Below are 17,919 nucleotides of genomic sequence, written 5' to 3' on the forward strand. Positions count from 1 at the left end.
CCCGCATATATGCCTGCCAGCACATCACAATATAAGCCCATTGCAATAAAACATAATACACTGAAAGCATGAAAAAGGAGCTAATTTAGAGTCTCACCAGCAATACCATAAACAAAAAAGCCGCCGGATTACTCCGACGGCTTTGGTATTCATGGAATAGAAAAATTAGTTCCAGTCGCGAATATCGACAAAATGACCGGCAATTGCCGCAGCAGCTGCCATAGCTGGCGACACGAGATGCGTGCGACCTTTGAAGCCCTGACGGCCTTCGAAGTTACGGTTTGAGGTCGAAGCGCAACGTTCGCCCGGCTTCAAACGATCGTCATTCATAGCAAGACACATCGAGCAGCCCGGCTCACGCCAATCAAAGCCTGCTTCGATGAAAATCTTGTCGAGACCTTCAGCTTCCGCCTGCTCCTTCACAAGACCGGAACCTGGAACGATCATGGCACTGACGCCCGCGGCAACTGTCTTGCCAGCAGCCATACGTGCCGCATCGCGCAGATCTTCAATACGACCATTGGTGCAAGAACCGATGAAAACACGGTCGATCTTGATGTCGGTCATCTTGGTGCCCGGCTTCAAACCCATGTAATCAAGCGCACGCCACTTCGATGCACGCTTGGTTTCGTCCTTGATCTCGTCCGGGTTCGGAACGATGTCAGTTACAAAGACCACGTCTTCCGGCGAAGAACCCCAGGATACAACCGGCGAAATCTTGGCGGCATCCAGTTCAACGATGTTGTCGAAATGCGCGCCTTCATCCGAATGCAACGTCTTCCAATAACCAATGGCCTGTTCCAGCGCTTCGCCCTTTGGCGCGCGTGGCTTGTCAGCGACATAAGCAAAAGTTGTTTCGTCCGGCGCGATAAGACCAGCGCGCGCGCCGCCTTCAATCGACATGTTGCAGACGGTCATGCGACCTTCCATCGACAGCGAACGAATGGCGCTGCCTGCATATTCAATCACGTAACCGGTTCCGCCTGCGGTACCGATTTCACCGATGATCGCAAGTGTGATGTCCTTGGCGGTAACGCCTGCGGCCAGTTCACCCTCAACACGCACCAGCATGTTCTTGGCTTTTTTCTGAATCAGCGTCTGGGTTGCCAAAACGTGCTCGACTTCCGATGTGCCGATACCGTGCGCAAGCGATCCGAAAGCGCCGTGGGTCGATGTGTGGCTATCACCGCAAACAATCGTCATGCCGGGCAGCGTAAAGCCCTGTTCCGGACCAACGATGTGCACAACACCCTGACGCTTATCGCGTTCAGAATAATATTCAACGCCGAAGTCGGCTGCATTTTTAGCAAGCGCTTCAACCTGAATACGGCTTTCTTCGTTCTTGATGCCGTTTACGCGGTCAGGCGACGTTGGAACGTTATGATCGACAACGGCCAGTGTTCTCTCAGGATGACGCACCTGACGTCCAGCCATGCGCAGACCTTCAAAAGCCTGCGGGCTTGTCACTTCGTGCACAAGATGGCGATCAATATAAAGGAGGCAGGTACCATCGTCCTGCTGATCCACTACATGGTCGTCCCAGATCTTGTCATAAAGTGTACGCGGCGCGCTCATTGCGAGAGTTCCTTTGAATAGTTCTTAATTGGCTGTCATATGCACCCGCCGCAGCATTTCGTCAAGAAAGCGCAACCGCAACAGGGTGTCGCAGTAACAATCTTGCGCAATATTGGCGGAATTATGCAATATGTTACGCAGGCTTTTGAATTTTGCAAATAAAAAAGGCGGTCCAAAGACCGCCTTTTTCAGATTCATGCGAAAACTGGCTTATTCAGCAGCAGTCTTTGCAGCTTCTGCCTTAGCAGCAGCGGCCTTATCGGCTTCGCGTTCTGCCTTGGTGCGGTTGTCTTTTTTCTCAGCAATACGTGCAGCCTTACCGGTGAGGCCACGAAGGTAGTAAAGCTTCGCGCGACGGACCTTACCGCGGCGAACGAGTTCAACACCTTCTACGATTGGCGAGTAAACTGGGAATACGCGCTCTACGCCTTCGCCGTAAGAAATCTTACGAACCGTGAAGCTTTCATTGATGCCAGCGCCGGAACGCGCAATGCAAACGCCTTCATAGGCCTGGACACGAGTACGCGTACCTTCGGTAACGCGAACCTGAACGCGAACGTTGTCGCCTGGCTTAAAATCTGGAAGCTTGCGCTTTTCTTCAATCTTTGCTGCCTGTTCGGCTTCAAGCTGACGAATAATATCGACCATCGTCTGATTCCTCTACGAATTATTCTCAAACAGCCAGAGCGCTCTGCACTTACCACCAAGCATCTTTGGCCTTGTGGTTATGCCTGAAAAATCAGGCAGGAGCGGTGCACCATTTATTAGTTAAAAGACGTCGGGTTTTCCCGAACTGGCGCGGCAATACACCATTGCGCGCATTGAATCAATATCACGGCTCAGATTTCGCTATTTCCCGCCAATGCGTCCGAGATGCGTATCCTGAAAACTGGTTCCATACTTGAGACCGAAACCGAGGGCACGATCAATACCAATATGAACCGCCCAGATAAGCGCAACAGCGAAGCAAAGCGGCCAGCTCATCACCCAGCCAAGCACTGCCACGAGCACAACACCGATCCAGCTATGCGCGATGTTATAAATGATCGCACCCGTGCGCGGACCTTTGAGATAGGCAAAGAACGACAGATCCGGTGCGAGGATGAGAATCGCAAATAGCCACCAGCTCACGCCACTTACCCAATAAGCACCCAGCGCCAGCAGCGCGAGTGAAAGACTTTCGAGCCGCTGGATCAGATTCATTTGCGTTTGCCCTCGCGATAAGTGTCCCAAAGGTCCGGACGCCGTTCCTTTGTAATGCGTTCTGCCTGCGCATGACGCCATTTCGCAATGGCACCATGATTGCCGGATGTCAGCACATCCGGGATTGCACGGTCTTCCCAGACTTGCGGGCGTGTATAATGCGGATGCTCAAGAAGCCCGGTCTCAAAACTTTCCGTCTCACCCGATTCCTGATTGCCCATCACACCAGGCAAAAGCCGCACAATGGCATCAAGCAATACAATAGCCGCTGTCTCTCCACCTGAGAGAATATAATCACCAATCGAAATCTCTTCGAGTTGGCGGCCTTCGATCACTCGCTCATCGACGCCTTCAAAACGACCACAGAGAATGATGGCTCCCGGACCGTCAGCCAGTTCACGCACGCGCTTTTGCGTCAATGGCGCCCCGCGCGGGCTCATCAGCAGCATAGGGCGGTCATCAGCAACCGAATCGAGTGCACGCGCCACCACGTCCGCCTTCATAACCATGCCAGCGCCGCCACCCGATGGCGTGTCATCGACCATGCGATGCTTGCCTTCGGCAAAATCGCGGATCTGCACCGTATCAAGCGACCATGTATTATCAGTAAGCGCCTTGCCTGCCAGCGATACACCCAGCGGTCCCGGAAACATTTCGGGATAAAGGGTTAGCACCGAGGCATGAAATCCCTGCTTATCTGTGTCAGGCAGATCGTTCATGACTTCTTTGGCCGCTTCTGTTCTTTTTCAGGTCTATCGCGCTCATTATCCGGATTGTCATCGTCGTCGGCAATAAGCCCCGCAGCATACGGATCGACACGAATAGTACCCTTATCGAAATCGATTTCCGGCACTGCGGCTTCCGTAAAAGGAATTAGCATCGGGCGCTTTCCCTTGAGACTCAGCTCGATCAGATCGCCAGCACCAAAATCAAAAAGGGCACTGACAATGCCATAAGACTTGCCTTCAGCATCAAAGGCTTCAAGACCAATCAGATCAGTCTGGAAAAACTCGTCTTCATCAAGTTCTTCATCATGGAGCTGCGAACGGTCGATGAAAAGCTCGGTGCCGTTCAATGCTTCGGCAGCGTTGCGGTCATTAACGCCTTTGAAGCGAACCACAACCACAGTCTTGGCCGAACGTGCTTCAAGCACTTCATAGGCCTTGCCCTGCGCATCATAAAGATGGCCATAATCAGCAATGGAAAGCGGGTCATCGGTAAATGTCTTGACCCGAACTTCGCCACGTATGCCATGAGCGGCTCCGATGACGGCAAGCTGGATCGGGTTTTCTAGGCGCGACATGAATATTTCCGTAATTGAAGGACTATTTTCCATCGCTTACTCAATTTCCCATGAAAACGCCAAGAAAAACGAAAAGCGGTAAGTTTACCGCCCGGCAACCTATCGCTGGCAAAGTGTACGCAGCCCAACTCAAGTAGCGAATCCCGACCATGACGCGCAAAAGCGAATTCCTTATCCCTGCCCGCGCAGATCTTGCAGCTGCACGCGAGGAATGGCTGAAAACGCTCAAAGATATGCGTCGTCTTTCGGAAAATACGCTGGAAGCCTATGAGCGCGACACGCGCCAGTTTCTGCAATTCATGACCGGACACCTCGGTGAACCGCCTTCGATTAAGGACATCGGCAGTCTGCGCGTCGCTGATCTGCGCTCCTATCTCGCAAACCGCCGCAGCGATGGGGCTGGTGCGCGCACATTGGGGCGTGGCCTTGCTGGTGTCCGCTCCCTGCTTAAGCACCTGGAAAAGCGCGGTCTGGTGAATGCCGCTGGTGCCACCGCCATACGCGCACCGCGCCAGCCAAAATCACTGCCAAAACCGCTGACCGCAGAGGATGCCCGCAAGGTTGTCGCCGCCGATGGTCAGATGGCAGAAGAGCCTTGGATTGCCGCCCGCAATGCTGCCGTTCTGACATTGCTTTACGGCTGCGGCCTTCGCATTTCCGAAGCACTGGGCCTTGCAGGTGATGCATTGAGCGACGCGTCTGCGCTATCCATCACGATCACGGGTAAAGGCGGCAAATCCCGCATGGTGCCACTGCTTCCCGCAGTCCATCGCGCTATAGCGCAATATCGCGAACTCTGTCCGTTTGATCTGTCTGCTGACAAGCCTTTGTTTCGGGGAGCCAAAGGCGGCGAGCTTCATGCAGCCATCATCCAGCGCGAAATGCAAAAGCTGCGCGCAGGTCTCGGCCTTCCTGACACCGCAACGCCCCATGCGCTGCGTCATTCCTTTGCCACGCATCTGCTGGGCCGTGGCGGCGATCTTCGCACCATTCAGGAACTGCTCGGACATGCGAGTCTCTCAACCACGCAGGTCTATACCGGCGTCGATAGCGCAAGGCTTCTTGATGTTTATGACAAAGCGCATCCCCGCGCTTAATCTAGGGTGCCATCTTGCGCTCACCATCCTATATTCACCTTATGAAAAAGCTGTTCTTTGTTTTTGCCTGTGCTCTTGTCGTCAGTTCCGCACATGCCAGCGCTGAAAGCAGGCAAGCCACCTGTACTCCACACGGCGTCAATCTTATTGACGGTCTGGACAAAAAAGACCCAAAACTCTGGGCCGAGCTTCAGAAAGAAGCGAGCGAAATGCCCAATCACAAGGGCATCTTCTGGAAAATCGAGAAGGATGGACTCAAGCCATCCTATTTGTTCGGAACCATTCACCTAAGCGATCCGCGCGTGATGGCCCTGCCCGATGCGGTAGCAAAGGCCTATGATGATGCAGATGCGATTGTCGTCGAAGCAACCGATATTACCGACCCAAAAGCCTTTCTGCGGGTTAAACTTGAGCAGCCGGAACTGATCCAGTTCACAGATGGCTCAACGCTACAATCGCATCTGCCACAGGACCAGCTCGAAGAAATCGATAAGAAACTGGAAGCGCGCGGCATCATTCTTGGTGCCGTTGGCAAGATGAAACCATGGATCATCACAAGCCTGCTTGCACTTCCCAAATGCGAAAGACAGAGAAAACTCGAAGGCGCGGACTTCCTCGACGGATACCTGATCACAGAAGCTCAGGATCAGGGCCGGACGGTCCTCGGCCTTGAAAACGCGGTCGAGCAGCTTGAGGCGATGAACAGGCTTCCGCTTGATTTTCACATCCGCAATCTGATTTCTAGCGCCCAATTTGGCGATACGATTGAAGACGCCATGGAAACCACGATTGCGCTTTATCTTCAAGGCGAAACCGGAATGGTCATGCCAGCATTGCGCAAGATTGTGCCCGATGGGCTTTCAGAAGACGATTACGAGCTTTTCCAAAAAGTGTTGCTGACAGACCGCAATCATATCATGGCAAAGCGTGCAGCACCTATTTTGAGGAACGGCGGGGCTTTTGTTGCCGTTGGCGCATTGCACCTTCCCGGACAAGAAGGACTGATAGAACTCCTGCGTGCGCAGGGCTACACCATCACCGCACAGTAAACTGGAACAATTGCGGCGCGCTCGCGTTAAGTCTTCCAATGGTTGCAACCAACCGGAGGAGAGCAAATGGTTGACCCACTCGATCCCCGTAATGATCCTTTAAACAATCCGCGTCAGACGGACCCGCTTGCAAACCCGGTCGGACGGCCACCGCAGCCGAAAGGTGGCAGCGGTATGATGCTTGCAGTTATTCTGCTCGCCGCAATCCTCATTCTGGGCTTTTTCTTCTACAGAAGCGGGACAACAGATACGGCAGCGCCACCGCCGCCAGCGGCGCAGGGCGAAACCACGATGCCACCTGCGGCACCGCCAGCAACGCCACCTGCAGCAGCACCGGCACCAGTTGAACCAACAACACCGCCGCCGCCTGCACCACCGGCACAGAACTAATCATACGAAAAAGGCCCGCTTGCGCGGGCCTTTTATTATGGAACTGAAACCAGCAATTACATATGAATTGGCTTGGCGAAAGTCGCCAGCGCCGATTCACGAACGGCTTCCGACATGGTTGGGTGAGCGTGGCAAGTGCGTGCCAGATCTTCGGACGAACCACCAAATTCCATCAGAACCGCCAGTTCGTGGATCATTTCACCGGCATTATAGCCGAGGATATGCGCGCCAAGAACGCGATCTGTTGACTTGTCAGCAAGGATCTTCACAAAGCCATCCGTGTGCTGCATAGCGCGTGCGCGACCGTTGGCAGTGAACGGGAACTTGCCAATTTTGTATTCAACGCCAGCGGCTTTCAGTTCTTCTTCGGTTTTGCCGACAGAAGCGACTTCCGGCTGCGTGTAAACAACGCTTGGAATAACGTCGAAGTTTACATGTCCAGCCTGACCAGCGATGATTTCGGCAACTGCAATGCCTTCATCCTCAGCCTTGTGCGCCAGCATCGGGCCCTGAACCACGTCACCGATGGCATAAATGCCTTCGACATTGGTGCGCCAGTGACCGTCAATCGCAACGCGACCGCGATCATCGACATTCACGCCAGCTTCCTGAAGACCCAGACCATCCGTGTAAGGACGACGGCCAGTCGAAATCAGAACTGCATCGGCTTCGATGGTTTCTGCATCGCCACCCTTAACCGGCTCAAAGGTCACTTTTGCACCCTTAGCCGACTTTTCAACGCCAGTTACTTTCGCGCTAAGCTTGAAAGCAATGCCCTGCTTCTCCAGCAGACGCTGGAACTGCTTCGACACTTCGCCATCCATCGCACCAAGCACCTTGTCGAGATATTCAACGACAGTCACTTTCGCGCCGAGACGCGCCCAGACCGAACCAAGCTCAAGACCAATCACGCCACCGCCAACAACAACGAGATGCTCTGGAACCTTGTCGAGCGCAATTGCGCCCGTCGAAGACAGAATGACCTTCTCGTCAATATCGACCTTAACGCCCGGAATGCCAGCGACGTCCGAACCGGTTGCAATGATGATGTTCTTGGCTTCAATTTCCTGAACACTGCCGTCTTCGGCAGTCACAGAAACCTTGCCCTTGGCAATGACCTTGCCGGTGCCTATGAAAGCGGTGATCTTGTTCTTCTTGAACAAGAATTCGACGCCCGAGGTATTCGACTTAACGGTCGCATCCTTATGCGCCATCATCTTTTCAAGATTGAGCTTCGGCTTGCTGATTTCAACGCCGAGCGTGTCGAATGAATGACCGGCTTCGGCAAAGACTTCAGACGCATGCAACAGCGCCTTGGAAGGAATGCAGCCAACATTGAGACAGGTGCCGCCAAAGGTCTTGCGCTTTTCCACCACAGCGACCGATAGGCCGAGCTGTGCGGCCTTGATTGCAGCAACATAGCCGCCGGGGCCGGTACCAATGACAACCACATCATAAGACATTGAACTATCCTTCTTACGTCTGAGCCACTCCCGGCTCGTCAATTATTTTCAACCGGAAATCCGGTCATTCCTCAGGTGTGCAGGATTTAAAGCGGAAGCTTTCAAACTGAAGCGGCTTTTCCGGCTTCGCTGCACCAAAATCATATCCATCAAGCGCTGTCACAAGATCAGGAAACAGAATTGCCTGCGCTGCTGGCTCGTCGGCCTTGGGCAACACATCGGCTTCCGCACCTTCTTTCAGCGCATAAACAACGCTCTGCCAGAGACTGCAATCATCGAGATCTTCCGGCTCCGTGCCGCCATTCTTGCAATTATAGGTGATCAGCGCATACGGGCGCGCAATCCCCTCTTCCGGCCAGATCACAAGACCCGTCAGCTTAAACTCCGGCTTGTCATCAGCAGTGATTGTGAATTCATTGGTGGGTGCTGGGCTCATCTTGAGCGCATTCGACTGCGCCTCATGGAAGGTGAGGGTGTAAGCATCGCCCTGATCGCGATAAGTCGCGCGGTTCTGTGTACAGGCGGCCTGAACGGCGCTCGAGAAAACCGTCACAGCAAGCGCTGATGCAGCCACCACTTTGAAAAGCTTCTTAACGTCATGCATCTGTCGGTTCTCCTCAATCGTCCGGCAGCGATTACTGCGCTTTAGCGATGGCAAGTTTGAGACCAAGCGCAATGAAAACCACGCCGCTTGTTCTGTCGATCCATTTTGAAGCACGCGAGAACACGGCACGCATTTTTGGCGTCGTCATGAAAAGGCTGACACCGATGAACCACGAAATCAATGCCGAGGCCATCACAACACCATAGCCTAGCTTCACTTCATTGGGGGTGTGAAGGCTGACAACGGTCGAGAAAATCGAAAGGAAGAAGAACACGGCTTTTGGGTTCAGCGCATTGGCAGCGAAACCAAGGCTGAACGCCCGAACTGCGCTCTGCGCGGCGCGTGGTTCCTGTTTGCTCATATCCACATCGATCTTGGTTGTGCCTGCGCGCAACGCTTTAATGCCGATATAGACCAGATAGGCCACACCACACCATTTGACGATGTTGAACAAATAGATCGACTGCGAAATGATCAGCCCCAGACCAAGCACCGTATAAGTGACATGCATCATGAGTGCTGCACCAATACCAAAGCTGGTAATGATTGCCTCGCGACGGCCATGCATCAGCGACTGACGAATAACCATCGCCAGATCAGCGCCCGGCGAAACGATAGCGAAAACAAAGATCGCCATCAGGGATGCAAGTTCAAACAGATAGGGATGCATCACTTATCCTTCGCCCCGCATCGTCACGATGCAGGCAAGCATCAAAAAACCAGATTGAAAAACATGAGTGCAAGCCCGGCCAGCGAACCAACCCAGACCAGCGAGCGGATATACGGGATACCCGCCAGATAAAGCGGCACATAGACGATGCGGCAGATAAACCATATCCATGCACCATAAAGCCCGAGAGTTGCCGCATCGCCTTTAAACACAAGGCCCAAAGCGAGCGCAACAAATGCAGGATAAGTCTCGCGGAAATTATTGGAAGCGCGTTCCGCACGACCGGCCAGATGACCAGAGGCTTTCAAGCCATTATCGCGCGGACCCGCATTCCATTTGGAGCCGAGCTCCCTCGTCACCGTCCAGCCCTGCAGGAGGATATGAACCACCAGCAGAACGACACTCCAGCCAATCAGCGGAAGAAAAGACGACGCGGAAAGGATACCCGGCTCCATTATTTTTTACCTCAGAGCATTTCCAGCAAAAGCGCGAAGCGGTTTTGCGTAGGATAATGCGTTGCGATTAAAGATCGAGAACCAGACGTTCTGGATCTTCCAGGCTTTCCTTAACGCGAACGAGGAAGGTCACTGCTTCCTTGCCGTCAACGATACGGTGATCGTAGGAGAGCGCGAGATACATCATCGGACGGATGACGATCTGGCCGCCAACAACAACCGGACGATCCTGAATCTTGTGCATGCCGAGAATACCCGACTGCGGCGAGTTGAGGATCGGCGAAGACATCAGCGAGCCGTACACGCCACCATTGGTGATGGTGAAGGTGCCGCCCTGCATGTCAGCCATCGAAAGCGAACCATCGCGCGCAGCTTTCGCAAGACGACCAAGTTCCTTTTCAACGCCAGCGATTGAACGCTGATCGGCATCGCGGATAACTGGAACAACAAGACCCTTATCGGTGCCAACAGCCATGCCGACATGGGCAAAGTTCTTGTAGATGATGTCGTTGCCGTCAATCTCGGCGTTAACAGCCGGGATTTCCTTCAGCGCATGTGTCACAGCCTTCGTGAAGAAGCCCATGAAGCCGAGCTTAACGCCGTGCTTCTTTTCAAAAATGTCCTTGTAACGAGCGCGAAGCTCCATCACAGCAGACATATCGACTTCGTTGTAAGTCGTGAGCATTGCAGCGGTGTTCTGCGCGTCTTTCAGACGACGTGCAATGGTCTGACGCAGACGGGTCATCTTCACGCGTTCTTCGCGTGGTGCATCATCAGCCGATGAAGCAGGACGTGCCGCGGCCGCAGGAGCCTGAGCGACCGGAGCAGCCGACACACCCTTAGCGATTGCGTCGAGAACGTCGCCCTTGAGAACCTGACCGCGCTTGCCCGAACCATCAACCTGATCAGCTGACAGGCCTTTTTCAGCGAGAAGCTTGGAAGCAGCCGGTGCTGGCTGCATTGCCGGACCGGATGTCGAAGCAGCAGGCGCCGCCGCCGGAGCAGCAGCTGCTGCTGGCTTGGCTTCTTCCTTTTTCGGAGCAGGTGCAGAACCCGCGCCGGAAATCTGGCCGAGCAGTGCGTTCACTTCAACAGTGTCGCCTTCCTGCGCCACGATTTCAGCGAGAACGCCCGCAGCCGCAGCCGGAACTTCAATTGTCACCTTGTCGGTTTCCAGTTCCACCAGCGGTTCGTCAGCAGCGATTGTGTCGCCAACCTTCTTGAACCACTTTCCGATGGTTGCCTCAGTAACGGACTCCCCAAGCGTGGGAACGCGAATTTCGGTGGCCATGGTTTCTTCTTCCGTGATCTTCGATCTTTAGATTTATGTTCAATTCAGTAAGAAGCGGCTTTTCCAAACCGCTTCTTACTGACAATTCAATTAGTTTCCGAGTGCATCCTCGAGGAAAGCCTCAAGCTGCGCAAGGTGCTTCGACATCAGACCTGTTGCAGGCGACGCCGCTGCCGGACGACCGGTGTAGCGAACGCGCTGATGCTTGGCGTCGATATGTGCAAGTACCCATTCGAGATACGGATCGATGAACGACCACGCACCCATGTTCTTCGGCTCTTCCTGACACCAGACAATTTCTGCCTGACGGAAGCGCGACAGCTCATTGATGAGCGCCTTTGCCGGGAACGGATAAAGCTGTTCGACACGCAGAAGGTAGACATCGTCGATGCCACGCTTTTCGCGCTCTTCGTAAAGATCGTAATAGACCTTACCCGAGCAAAGAACCACGCGACGGATCTTGCCATCCTTCTGAAGCTTAATGCCAGCTTCGCCCTTGTTGTACTGTGCGTCATCCCAAAGCAGACGGTGGAACGATGAATCGCCCGACAGTTCGTTGAGGCTCGACACAGCACGCTTGTGGCGCAGCAGCGACTTTGGCGTCATCATGATCAGCGGCTTACGGAAGTCACGCTTCATCTGACGGCGTAGAATGTGGAAGTAGTTAGCCGGCGTGGTAACGTTTGCGACCTGCATGTTATCTTCAGCACACATCTGCAACCAGCGTTCCAGACGAGCAGACGAATGCTCAGGACCCTGGCCTTCATAGCCATGCGGCAGAAGGCAGACGAGACCCGACATACGCAGCCACTTGCGTTCACCCGAAGAGATGAACTGATCGAATACGACCTGCGCACCGTTGGCGAAATCGCCGAACTGGGCTTCCCAGAGAACCAGAGCGCGTGGATCGGACAGCGAATACCCATATTCGTAGCCGAGCACAGCTTCTTCCGAAAGCATCGAGTTGATAGCTTCGTAGATTGCCTGCCCCTTCTGAATATTGTTCAGCGGGATATAGCGGTTCTGGGTTTCCTGATCATAGAGAACCGTGTGGCGCTGCGAGAAGGTGCCGCGTTCCACGTCTTGACCGGACAGACGGATCGGGCTGCCTTCGGAAACCAGCGATCCGAATGCCAGCGATTCAGCAGTTGCCCAATCGATGCCTTCGCCAGTCTCCATCATCTTGGCGCGGTTATCGAGGAAGCGCTGGATCGTGCGATGGACGTTGAAATCCTTCGGCACTTCAACAAGCTTCTTGCCGATTTCCTTGAGCGTCTTGATCGGAACGCCGGTCTTGCCGCGACGCTGTTCGTCGGCATTGTCCGCCGTACGCAAACCGCTCCACGCACCGTCAAACCAGTCAGCCTTGTTCGGCTTGTAGCTCTGACCAGCTTCAAATTCCTGCTCAAGCTTTTCGCGCCAGTCAGCCTTCATCTTGTCGATGTCAGCCTGTGCAAGCAGACCTTCAGCCATCAGCTTGTCGCTGTAGAGCTGAACAGTGGTCTTGTGCGCGCGGATTTCCTTGTACATCAATGGCTGTGTAAATGAAGGTTCGTCACCTTCATTATGGCCGAAGCGGCGATAGCAGAACATGTCGATCACCACAGGCTTGTGGAAGATCATACGGAATTCCATCGCAACCTTAGCCGCAAAAACAACCGCTTCCGGATCGTCACCATTGACGTGGAAGATCGGCGCTTCGATCATCTTCGCCACATCCGATGGATAAGGCGATGAACGTGAGAAGGCCGGATTGGTGGTGAAACCGATCTGGTTGTTGATGATGAAGTGCAGGGTACCGCCGACCCGGTGGCCTTTCAGACCCGAGAGACCAAGACACTCGGCAACAACACCCTGACCTGCGAAAGCTGCATCGCCGTGCAACAACAGCGGCAGAACTTTCGCGCGTTCAGTCAGTGGCACCATGTCGTCGCGGGTACGGCCCACAAGCAGATCCTGCTTGGCGCGTGCCTTGCCCATGACAACCGGATTGACGATTTCAAGATGCGACGGGTTTGCGGTCAGCGAAAGGTGAACCTTGTTGCCATCGAACTCGCGGTCCGACGATGCACCAAGATGGTACTTCACGTCGCCCGAACCTTCCACATCGTCAGGCGCATAAGAGCCGCCCTTGAACTCGTGGAAGATCGCGCGATGCGGCTTGCCCATAACCTGTGAAAGCACGTTCAGACGACCACGGTGCGCCATGCCGAGCACGACTTCCTTGAGGCCCATCTGACCGCCACGCTTGACGATCTGCTCCAGCGCCGGGATCAGCGATTCACCGCCATCAAGACCGAAACGCTTGGTGCCCTTGTACTTCACATCGATGAACTGCTCAAAGCCTTCGGCTTCGATCAGCTTCGATAGAATAGCTTTCTTGCCTTCAGCAGTGAAAGCATAGGCTTTATCTGGGCCTTCGATGCGTTCCTGAATCCATGCCTTTTCGATCGGATCGGAAATATGCATGAATTCAACGCCAACATTGCCGCAATAAGTGCGCTTGAGAATTTCAAGCATCTGCGGAACAGTCGCGTATTCAAGACCCAGAACATTGTCGATGAAGATCTTGCGATCATAATCGGCAGGCGTGAAGCCATAGGTCGATGCATCGAGTTCGCTAAAATCATTTGGCTTTTCAGCAAGACCAAGCGGATCGAGATTAGCATGCAGATGACCACGCATACGATAGGCGCGGATCATCATGATGGCGCGAACGCTATCGCGTGCAGCCTGTGCAATCTCTTCTGATGTCAATGTTGCAGCAGAAGCCTTGGCATCGCCCTTTGCAGCCTTGCCCTTAAGCTTGTCCGTGACATGCTTTTCGACTTCGGCCCAGTTGCCGTCAAGTGCGGAAATCAGCTCGCCATTGGCAGGAATTGGCCAATTCTTGCGCGTCCAGGATGCGCCCTGTGCGTTCTTACGCACATCGTCGGCATCGTCTTTCAGCTCTGCAAAGAAATCGCGCCATTCCTGATCAACCGATGTGGGATCATCCTCGTATTTGGCATAGAGCTCCTCAATATAGTCGGCATTGCCGCCATAGAGAAACGAGGTAAGGGCGAAAACGTCATTGGCTTGTTCTTGCCTTGCCATAACCTAATCCGGAGCCTCCGCTCCGTCTCCTTATAGTAGCTCATCATGCGCGGGCCGGAAGCTTTTGACCTTCATCCCTCACGCCGCCGGGGAGGAACCACAACAGACCCCGGCATAACTCGTTTACAAATCAGTCTCTGCGGGAGAATGATGGCCAAAGCCTGACATTCTCTTAAACCAACCGCATTCAGTATTTTTGCGCGCATCTTATCCAAAAACCGCTTCACACTTTTTGGGATGCGCTTGTCCCGGCAGCAACTTTCGCCGCTGCCGGATCATTTCAATCAACGACGCAGTCTCAGCCCTTGAGGACTTCAACCAGCGTCTTGCCGAGCTGTGCTGGCGAAGGAGACACGCGAATGCCAGCCGATTCCATGGCTGCAATCTTGTCTTCTGCGCCGCCCTTGCCACCCGAGATCACAGCGCCTGCATGGCCCATGGTGCGTCCGGCAGGAGCAGTACGGCCAGCGATAAAGCCAACCATTGGCTTCGAGCGACCGCGCTTTGCTTCGTCCTTGATGAACTGCGCTGCATCTTCTTCAGCAGAGCCACCAATTTCACCGATCATGACAATCGACTTGGTTTCATCGTCTGCCAGGAACATTTCCAGCACGTCGATGAACTCAGTGCCCTTAACCGGATCACCGCCGATACCAACAGCAGTGGTCTGGCCGAGGCCTTCGTTCGAAGTCTGGAACACTGCTTCATAGGTAAGTGTGCCGGAGCGCGAAACAACACCCACAGAACCCTTCTTGAAGATATTGCCCGGCATAATGCCGATCTTGCATTCTTCAGGGGTCAGGATGCCTGGGCAGTTTGGTCCGAGCAGGCGCGACTTCGAGCGTTCGAGACGCTCCTTGACGCGAACCATGTCCATGACAGGAATGCCTTCGGTGATGCAAACAATGAAGCTGACTTCGGCTTCGATTGCTTCAATGATTGCAGCCGCAGCACCTGCTGGCGGAACGTAGATCACCGATGCGTCTGCACCTGTGCGTTCCTTAGCTTCTGCAACAGTTGCGAAGATTGGAAGCTGTTCGCCCTTGGAACCTTCCCAGGTTTCGCCACCCTTCTTAGGGTTGATACCGCCGACCATCTGCGTGCCGTAATAAGCAAGCGCCTGTTCGGTGTGGAATGTTCCGGTCTTGCCGGTCAGGCCCTGTACGAGAACCTTGGTGTCCTTGTTAACGAGAATGGACATGCCTTAGTTTCCCTTCACTGCAGCGACGATTTTCTGCGCCGCATCGTCGAGATCGTCAGCCGAAATAACATTCAGGCCGCTCTCGTTGATGATCTTCTTGCCAAGTTCAACATTTGTGCCTTCAAGACGGACAACCAATGGAACCTTGAGACCGACTTCCTTGACCGCAGCGATAACGCCTTCAGCGATCACGTCACACTTCATGATACCACCGAAGATGTTGACCAGAATGCCCTGAACAGCTGGATCAGCGGTGATGATCTTGAACGCAGACGTTACCTTCTCCTTGGTAGCGCCGCCACCAACGTCGAGGAAGTTAGCTGGCTCAGCACCGTAAAGCTTGATGATGTCCATGGTTGCCATGGCAAGGCCAGCGCCGTTGACCATGCAGCCGATGTTGCCATCAAGAGCGACGTAAGCGAGATCGTGCTTGGAAGCTTCGATTTCCTTTTCGTCTTCTTCCGACAGATCGCGCAGTTCCTGAATGTCTGGATGACGGAACAGTGCATTGCCGTCGAACGATACCTTGGCATCGAGAACGCGCACGCGGCCATCGGTCATGACGATCAGCGGGTTGATTTCCAGAAGGCTCATGTCCTTATCGGTATAAGCCTTGTAGAGGATCGGGAACAGCTTGAGGCCGTCTTCACGCGCTGCACCTTCAAGCTTCAGCGCGTCGGCGAGCTTGTTGGCGTCTTCATCGGTCACGCCCTTGGCAGGATCGATAGCAACGGTGATGATCTTCTCAGGTGTTTCTTCAGCAACAGCTTCAATGTCCATGCCGCCTTCGGTCGAAACGACGAAAGCAGGACGTCCAACGGTGCGGTCGATGAGGATCGAGAGATAAAGCTCACGCTCAATATCTGCACCATCTTCGATGTAAAGACGGTTGACCTGCTTGCCAGCGTCGCCGGTCTGCTTGGTCACGAGCGTGTTGCCGAGCATTTCCTTGGCGTGGGAAACAACTTCTTCGATCGACTTTGCAAGGCGAACGCCGCCCTTTGCATCAGGACCGAGTTCCTTGAATTTGCCCTTGCCGCGTCCACCAGCATGGATCTGGCTCTTGACGACATAAAGCGGGCCTGGAAGCGTCTTTGCCCATTCTTCCGCCTGTTCGACGGAATAAACAGCCACACCATTGGCGATTGGTGCGCCATAAGTGTGGAGCAGGCGCTTAGCCTGATATTCGTGAATATTCATCTGGTTGTCCTCTGCGGATTAACAGCCGGACAAGGCCGGAACGCTTTCAAGAGCGATCCGGCCTTGTCTGGAACTTATTTCAGTGACGGTGCGATACCGACGCAAGCTTCACAAAGACCGGCTACAGAAGCGACCGACTTTTCGAACTCGGCCTTTTCGTCCTTATCGAGATCGATCTCGATAATACGTTCAACGCCATTGGCACCGATTACGGTTGGAACGCCGACATACATGTCTTTGACGCCATACTGGCCAGTCAGCTGTGCTGCCACTGGCAGAACGCGCTTCTTGTCCTTGAGGTAGGATTCAGCCATCTGAATGGCCGAAGCTGCCGGTGCGTAAAAAGCAGAACCGGTCTTGAGCAGACCGACGATTTCTGCGCCGCCATCACGGGTGCGCTGAATGATCTTGTCGAGCTTTTCCTGTGTGGTCCAGCCCATCTTGACGAGGTCTGGAAGCGGGATACCGGCAACAGTCGAATAACGAGCCAGCGGAACCATGCTGTCGCCGTGGCCGCCAAGCACGAATGCAGTGACGTCTTCAACCGACACGTTGAATTCTTCCGACAGGAAGTAGCGGAAACGGGCGCTATCGAGAACGCCAGCCATGCCGACAACCTTGTGCGCTGGCAGACCGGAGAATTTCTGCAAGGCCCAAACCATCGCATCAAGCGGGTTGGTGATGCAGATAACGAAAGCTTCAGGAGCGTATTTCTTGATGCCTGCGCCGACCTGTTCCATGACCTTCAGGTTGATACCCAGAAGATCGTCGCGGCTCATGCCCGGCTTACGCGGCACGCCTGCGGTGACGATGACAACGTCTGAGCCTTCGATTGCGGCATAGTCGTTTGCACCGGTGAACTTCGCATCAAAACCGTCAACCGGTGAAGATTCTGCGATATCCAGTCCCTTACCCTGCGGAGTACCTTCCGCAATGTCGAAAAGGACGACGTCGCCGAGTTCCTTCAGACCAGCAAGATGAGCGAGCGTGCCGCCAATCATACCGGAGCCGATGAGGGCAATCTTGTTGCGTGCCATGTTGTTTCTTTCCTCAAGTTTGATCCAGAAACGCATGAAGCTATCCGGTTTCCTCCCGGAAAACGCGTCTGCGCTGCGAGGGTTCGATAGGACTCTTTCAAAAAAAACTCAACTCATTATTTTGCGACCAATGTTTTCAATCGGTTAGAATTATATGTTCTTACGTAAACGTAAGATATTTTAGCAAAATGAAGGCAATTGAGTCTCTTCGTCCGGCTGTTTTGCATCTCTTGAAACAAGACAGCGCGTCCGCAAATAAATTCCATTGGTGAGCAGAACCGATTA

At 53.9% G+C, this 17,919-nt stretch carries 17 protein-coding genes; 3 read left to right on the plus strand and 14 right to left on the minus strand.

What is annotated here, in order from left to right; translation table 11 throughout:
- Window positions 1-165 precede the first annotated feature (165 nt).
- The 5 genes from leuC to rimM all read right to left on the minus strand — a co-directional run bounded on the left by leuC (window position 166) and on the right by rimM (window position 4,081).
- On the minus strand, window positions 166-1,575 hold the full coding sequence (gene leuC, locus WH356_RS04580) for a 3-isopropylmalate dehydratase large subunit (RefSeq protein ID WP_339509019.1): 1,410 nt from the start codon (window positions 1,573-1,575) through the stop codon (window positions 166-168).
- Between the two features lie 210 nt (window positions 1,576-1,785).
- Window positions 1,786-2,223 carry a 50S ribosomal protein L19 gene (gene rplS, locus WH356_RS04585; protein ID WP_339509020.1) on the minus strand — a complete coding sequence of 146 codons (438 nt, stop codon included), beginning with the start codon at window positions 2,221-2,223 and terminating at the stop codon, window positions 1,786-1,788.
- Window positions 2,224-2,424: 201 nt separating this feature from the next.
- Window positions 2,425-2,778, minus strand: a complete 354-nt coding sequence (locus WH356_RS04590; protein WP_339509021.1) for a DUF4260 domain-containing protein — start codon at window positions 2,776-2,778, stop codon at window positions 2,425-2,427.
- Window positions 2,775-3,497 (minus strand): tRNA (guanosine(37)-N1)-methyltransferase TrmD, encoded by a 723-nt coding sequence (gene trmD / locus WH356_RS04595; RefSeq protein WP_339509022.1) that lies wholly within the window; start codon window positions 3,495-3,497, stop codon window positions 2,775-2,777. The genes WH356_RS04590 and trmD overlap by 4 nt, the downstream gene beginning before the upstream one ends.
- A complete protein-coding gene (gene rimM, locus WH356_RS04600; RefSeq protein WP_339509023.1) occupies window positions 3,494-4,081 on the minus strand; it encodes a ribosome maturation factor RimM in 588 nt (195 codons plus the stop codon). The genes trmD and rimM overlap by 4 nt, the downstream gene beginning before the upstream one ends.
- A gap of 149 nt (window positions 4,082-4,230) precedes the next feature.
- Between rimM and WH356_RS04605 the strand changes: the two genes are divergently transcribed.
- The 3 genes from WH356_RS04605 (at window position 4,231) to WH356_RS04615 (ending at window position 6,617) form a co-directional block, all read left to right on the plus strand.
- Complete coding sequence (locus tag WH356_RS04605; RefSeq protein WP_339509024.1) at window positions 4,231-5,178, plus strand: tyrosine recombinase XerC; 948 nt, start codon at window positions 4,231-4,233, stop codon at window positions 5,176-5,178.
- Window positions 5,179-5,219: 41 nt separating this feature from the next.
- The gene (locus WH356_RS04610) at window positions 5,220-6,227 is read left to right on the plus strand and encodes a TraB/GumN family protein (protein WP_339509504.1); all 1,008 of its coding nucleotides are present in this window, start codon (window positions 5,220-5,222) and stop codon (window positions 6,225-6,227) included.
- Window positions 6,228-6,293: 66 nt separating this feature from the next.
- Window positions 6,294-6,617 (plus strand): hypothetical protein, encoded by a 324-nt coding sequence (locus tag WH356_RS04615; RefSeq protein WP_339509025.1) that lies wholly within the window; start codon window positions 6,294-6,296, stop codon window positions 6,615-6,617.
- Between the two features lie 56 nt (window positions 6,618-6,673).
- Here WH356_RS04615 and lpdA read toward each other — a convergent pair whose 3' ends face one another.
- The 9 genes from lpdA to mdh form a co-directional block, all read right to left on the minus strand.
- Window positions 6,674-8,080, minus strand: a complete 1,407-nt coding sequence (gene lpdA / locus WH356_RS04620) for a dihydrolipoyl dehydrogenase (RefSeq protein ID WP_339509026.1) — start codon at window positions 8,078-8,080, stop codon at window positions 6,674-6,676.
- A 64-nt stretch (window positions 8,081-8,144) separates the two neighbouring features.
- Complete coding sequence (locus tag WH356_RS04625) at window positions 8,145-8,684, minus strand: hypothetical protein (RefSeq protein ID WP_339509027.1); 540 nt, start codon at window positions 8,682-8,684, stop codon at window positions 8,145-8,147.
- Between the two features lie 31 nt (window positions 8,685-8,715).
- Window positions 8,716-9,354 (minus strand): LysE family translocator, encoded by a 639-nt coding sequence (locus tag WH356_RS04630; protein ID WP_339509028.1) that lies wholly within the window; start codon window positions 9,352-9,354, stop codon window positions 8,716-8,718.
- Between the two features lie 41 nt (window positions 9,355-9,395).
- A complete protein-coding gene (locus WH356_RS04635) occupies window positions 9,396-9,809 on the minus strand; it encodes an MAPEG family protein (protein WP_339509029.1) in 414 nt (137 codons plus the stop codon).
- Between the two features lie 67 nt (window positions 9,810-9,876).
- The gene (gene odhB, locus WH356_RS04640; RefSeq protein ID WP_339509030.1) at window positions 9,877-11,100 is read right to left on the minus strand and encodes a 2-oxoglutarate dehydrogenase complex dihydrolipoyllysine-residue succinyltransferase; all 1,224 of its coding nucleotides are present in this window, start codon (window positions 11,098-11,100) and stop codon (window positions 9,877-9,879) included.
- Between the two features lie 90 nt (window positions 11,101-11,190).
- Complete coding sequence (locus WH356_RS04645; protein ID WP_339509031.1) at window positions 11,191-14,196, minus strand: 2-oxoglutarate dehydrogenase E1 component; 3,006 nt, start codon at window positions 14,194-14,196, stop codon at window positions 11,191-11,193.
- Window positions 14,197-14,494: 298 nt separating this feature from the next.
- Entirely contained in the window at window positions 14,495-15,397 is a 903-nt protein-coding gene (gene sucD, locus WH356_RS04650) for a succinate--CoA ligase subunit alpha (protein ID WP_339509032.1), read from the minus strand.
- Between the two features lie 3 nt (window positions 15,398-15,400).
- Window positions 15,401-16,597: an ADP-forming succinate--CoA ligase subunit beta gene (gene sucC, locus WH356_RS04655; protein WP_339509033.1), complete on the minus strand. Its 1,197-nt coding sequence runs from the start codon at window positions 16,595-16,597 to the stop codon at window positions 15,401-15,403.
- Between the two features lie 74 nt (window positions 16,598-16,671).
- On the minus strand, window positions 16,672-17,634 hold the full coding sequence (gene mdh / locus WH356_RS04660; RefSeq protein WP_339509034.1) for a malate dehydrogenase: 963 nt from the start codon (window positions 17,632-17,634) through the stop codon (window positions 16,672-16,674).
- Between the last annotated feature and the right edge of the window lie 285 nt (window positions 17,635-17,919).

The sequence above is a fragment of the Ochrobactrum sp. MYb379 genome (assembly GCF_037479515.1).
Lineage (GTDB): Bacteria > Pseudomonadota > Alphaproteobacteria > Rhizobiales > Rhizobiaceae > Brucella.

Coding starts and splice junctions, on each gene's coding strand:
- leuC (WP_339509019.1), bottom strand. CDS start 1,575: ATGAGCGCGCCGCGTACACTTTATGACAAGATCTGGGACGACCATGTA.
- rplS (WP_339509020.1), bottom strand. CDS start 2,223: ATGGTCGATATTATTCGTCAGCTTGAAGCCGAACAGGCAGCAAAGATT.
- WH356_RS04590 (WP_339509021.1), bottom strand. CDS start 2,778: ATGAATCTGATCCAGCGGCTCGAAAGTCTTTCACTCGCGCTGCTGGCG.
- trmD (WP_339509022.1), bottom strand. CDS start 3,497: ATGAACGATCTGCCTGACACAGATAAGCAGGGATTTCATGCCTCGGTG.
- rimM (WP_339509023.1), bottom strand. CDS start 4,081: ATGTCGCGCCTAGAAAACCCGATCCAGCTTGCCGTCATCGGAGCCGCT.
- WH356_RS04605 (WP_339509024.1), top strand. CDS start 4,231: ATGACGCGCAAAAGCGAATTCCTTATCCCTGCCCGCGCAGATCTTGCA.
- WH356_RS04610 (WP_339509504.1), top strand. CDS start 5,220: ATGAAAAAGCTGTTCTTTGTTTTTGCCTGTGCTCTTGTCGTCAGTTCC.
- WH356_RS04615 (WP_339509025.1), top strand. CDS start 6,294: ATGGTTGACCCACTCGATCCCCGTAATGATCCTTTAAACAATCCGCGT.
- lpdA (WP_339509026.1), bottom strand. CDS start 8,080: ATGTCTTATGATGTGGTTGTCATTGGTACCGGCCCCGGCGGCTATGTT.
- WH356_RS04625 (WP_339509027.1), bottom strand. CDS start 8,684: ATGCATGACGTTAAGAAGCTTTTCAAAGTGGTGGCTGCATCAGCGCTT.
- WH356_RS04630 (WP_339509028.1), bottom strand. CDS start 9,354: ATGCATCCCTATCTGTTTGAACTTGCATCCCTGATGGCGATCTTTGTT.
- WH356_RS04635 (WP_339509029.1), bottom strand. CDS start 9,809: ATGGAGCCGGGTATCCTTTCCGCGTCGTCTTTTCTTCCGCTGATTGGC.
- odhB (WP_339509030.1), bottom strand. CDS start 11,100: ATGGCCACCGAAATTCGCGTTCCCACGCTTGGGGAGTCCGTTACTGAG.
- WH356_RS04645 (WP_339509031.1), bottom strand. CDS start 14,196: ATGGCAAGGCAAGAACAAGCCAATGACGTTTTCGCCCTTACCTCGTTT.
- sucD (WP_339509032.1), bottom strand. CDS start 15,397: ATGTCCATTCTCGTTAACAAGGACACCAAGGTTCTCGTACAGGGCCTG.
- sucC (WP_339509033.1), bottom strand. CDS start 16,597: ATGAATATTCACGAATATCAGGCTAAGCGCCTGCTCCACACTTATGGC.
- mdh (WP_339509034.1), bottom strand. CDS start 17,634: ATGGCACGCAACAAGATTGCCCTCATCGGCTCCGGTATGATTGGCGGC.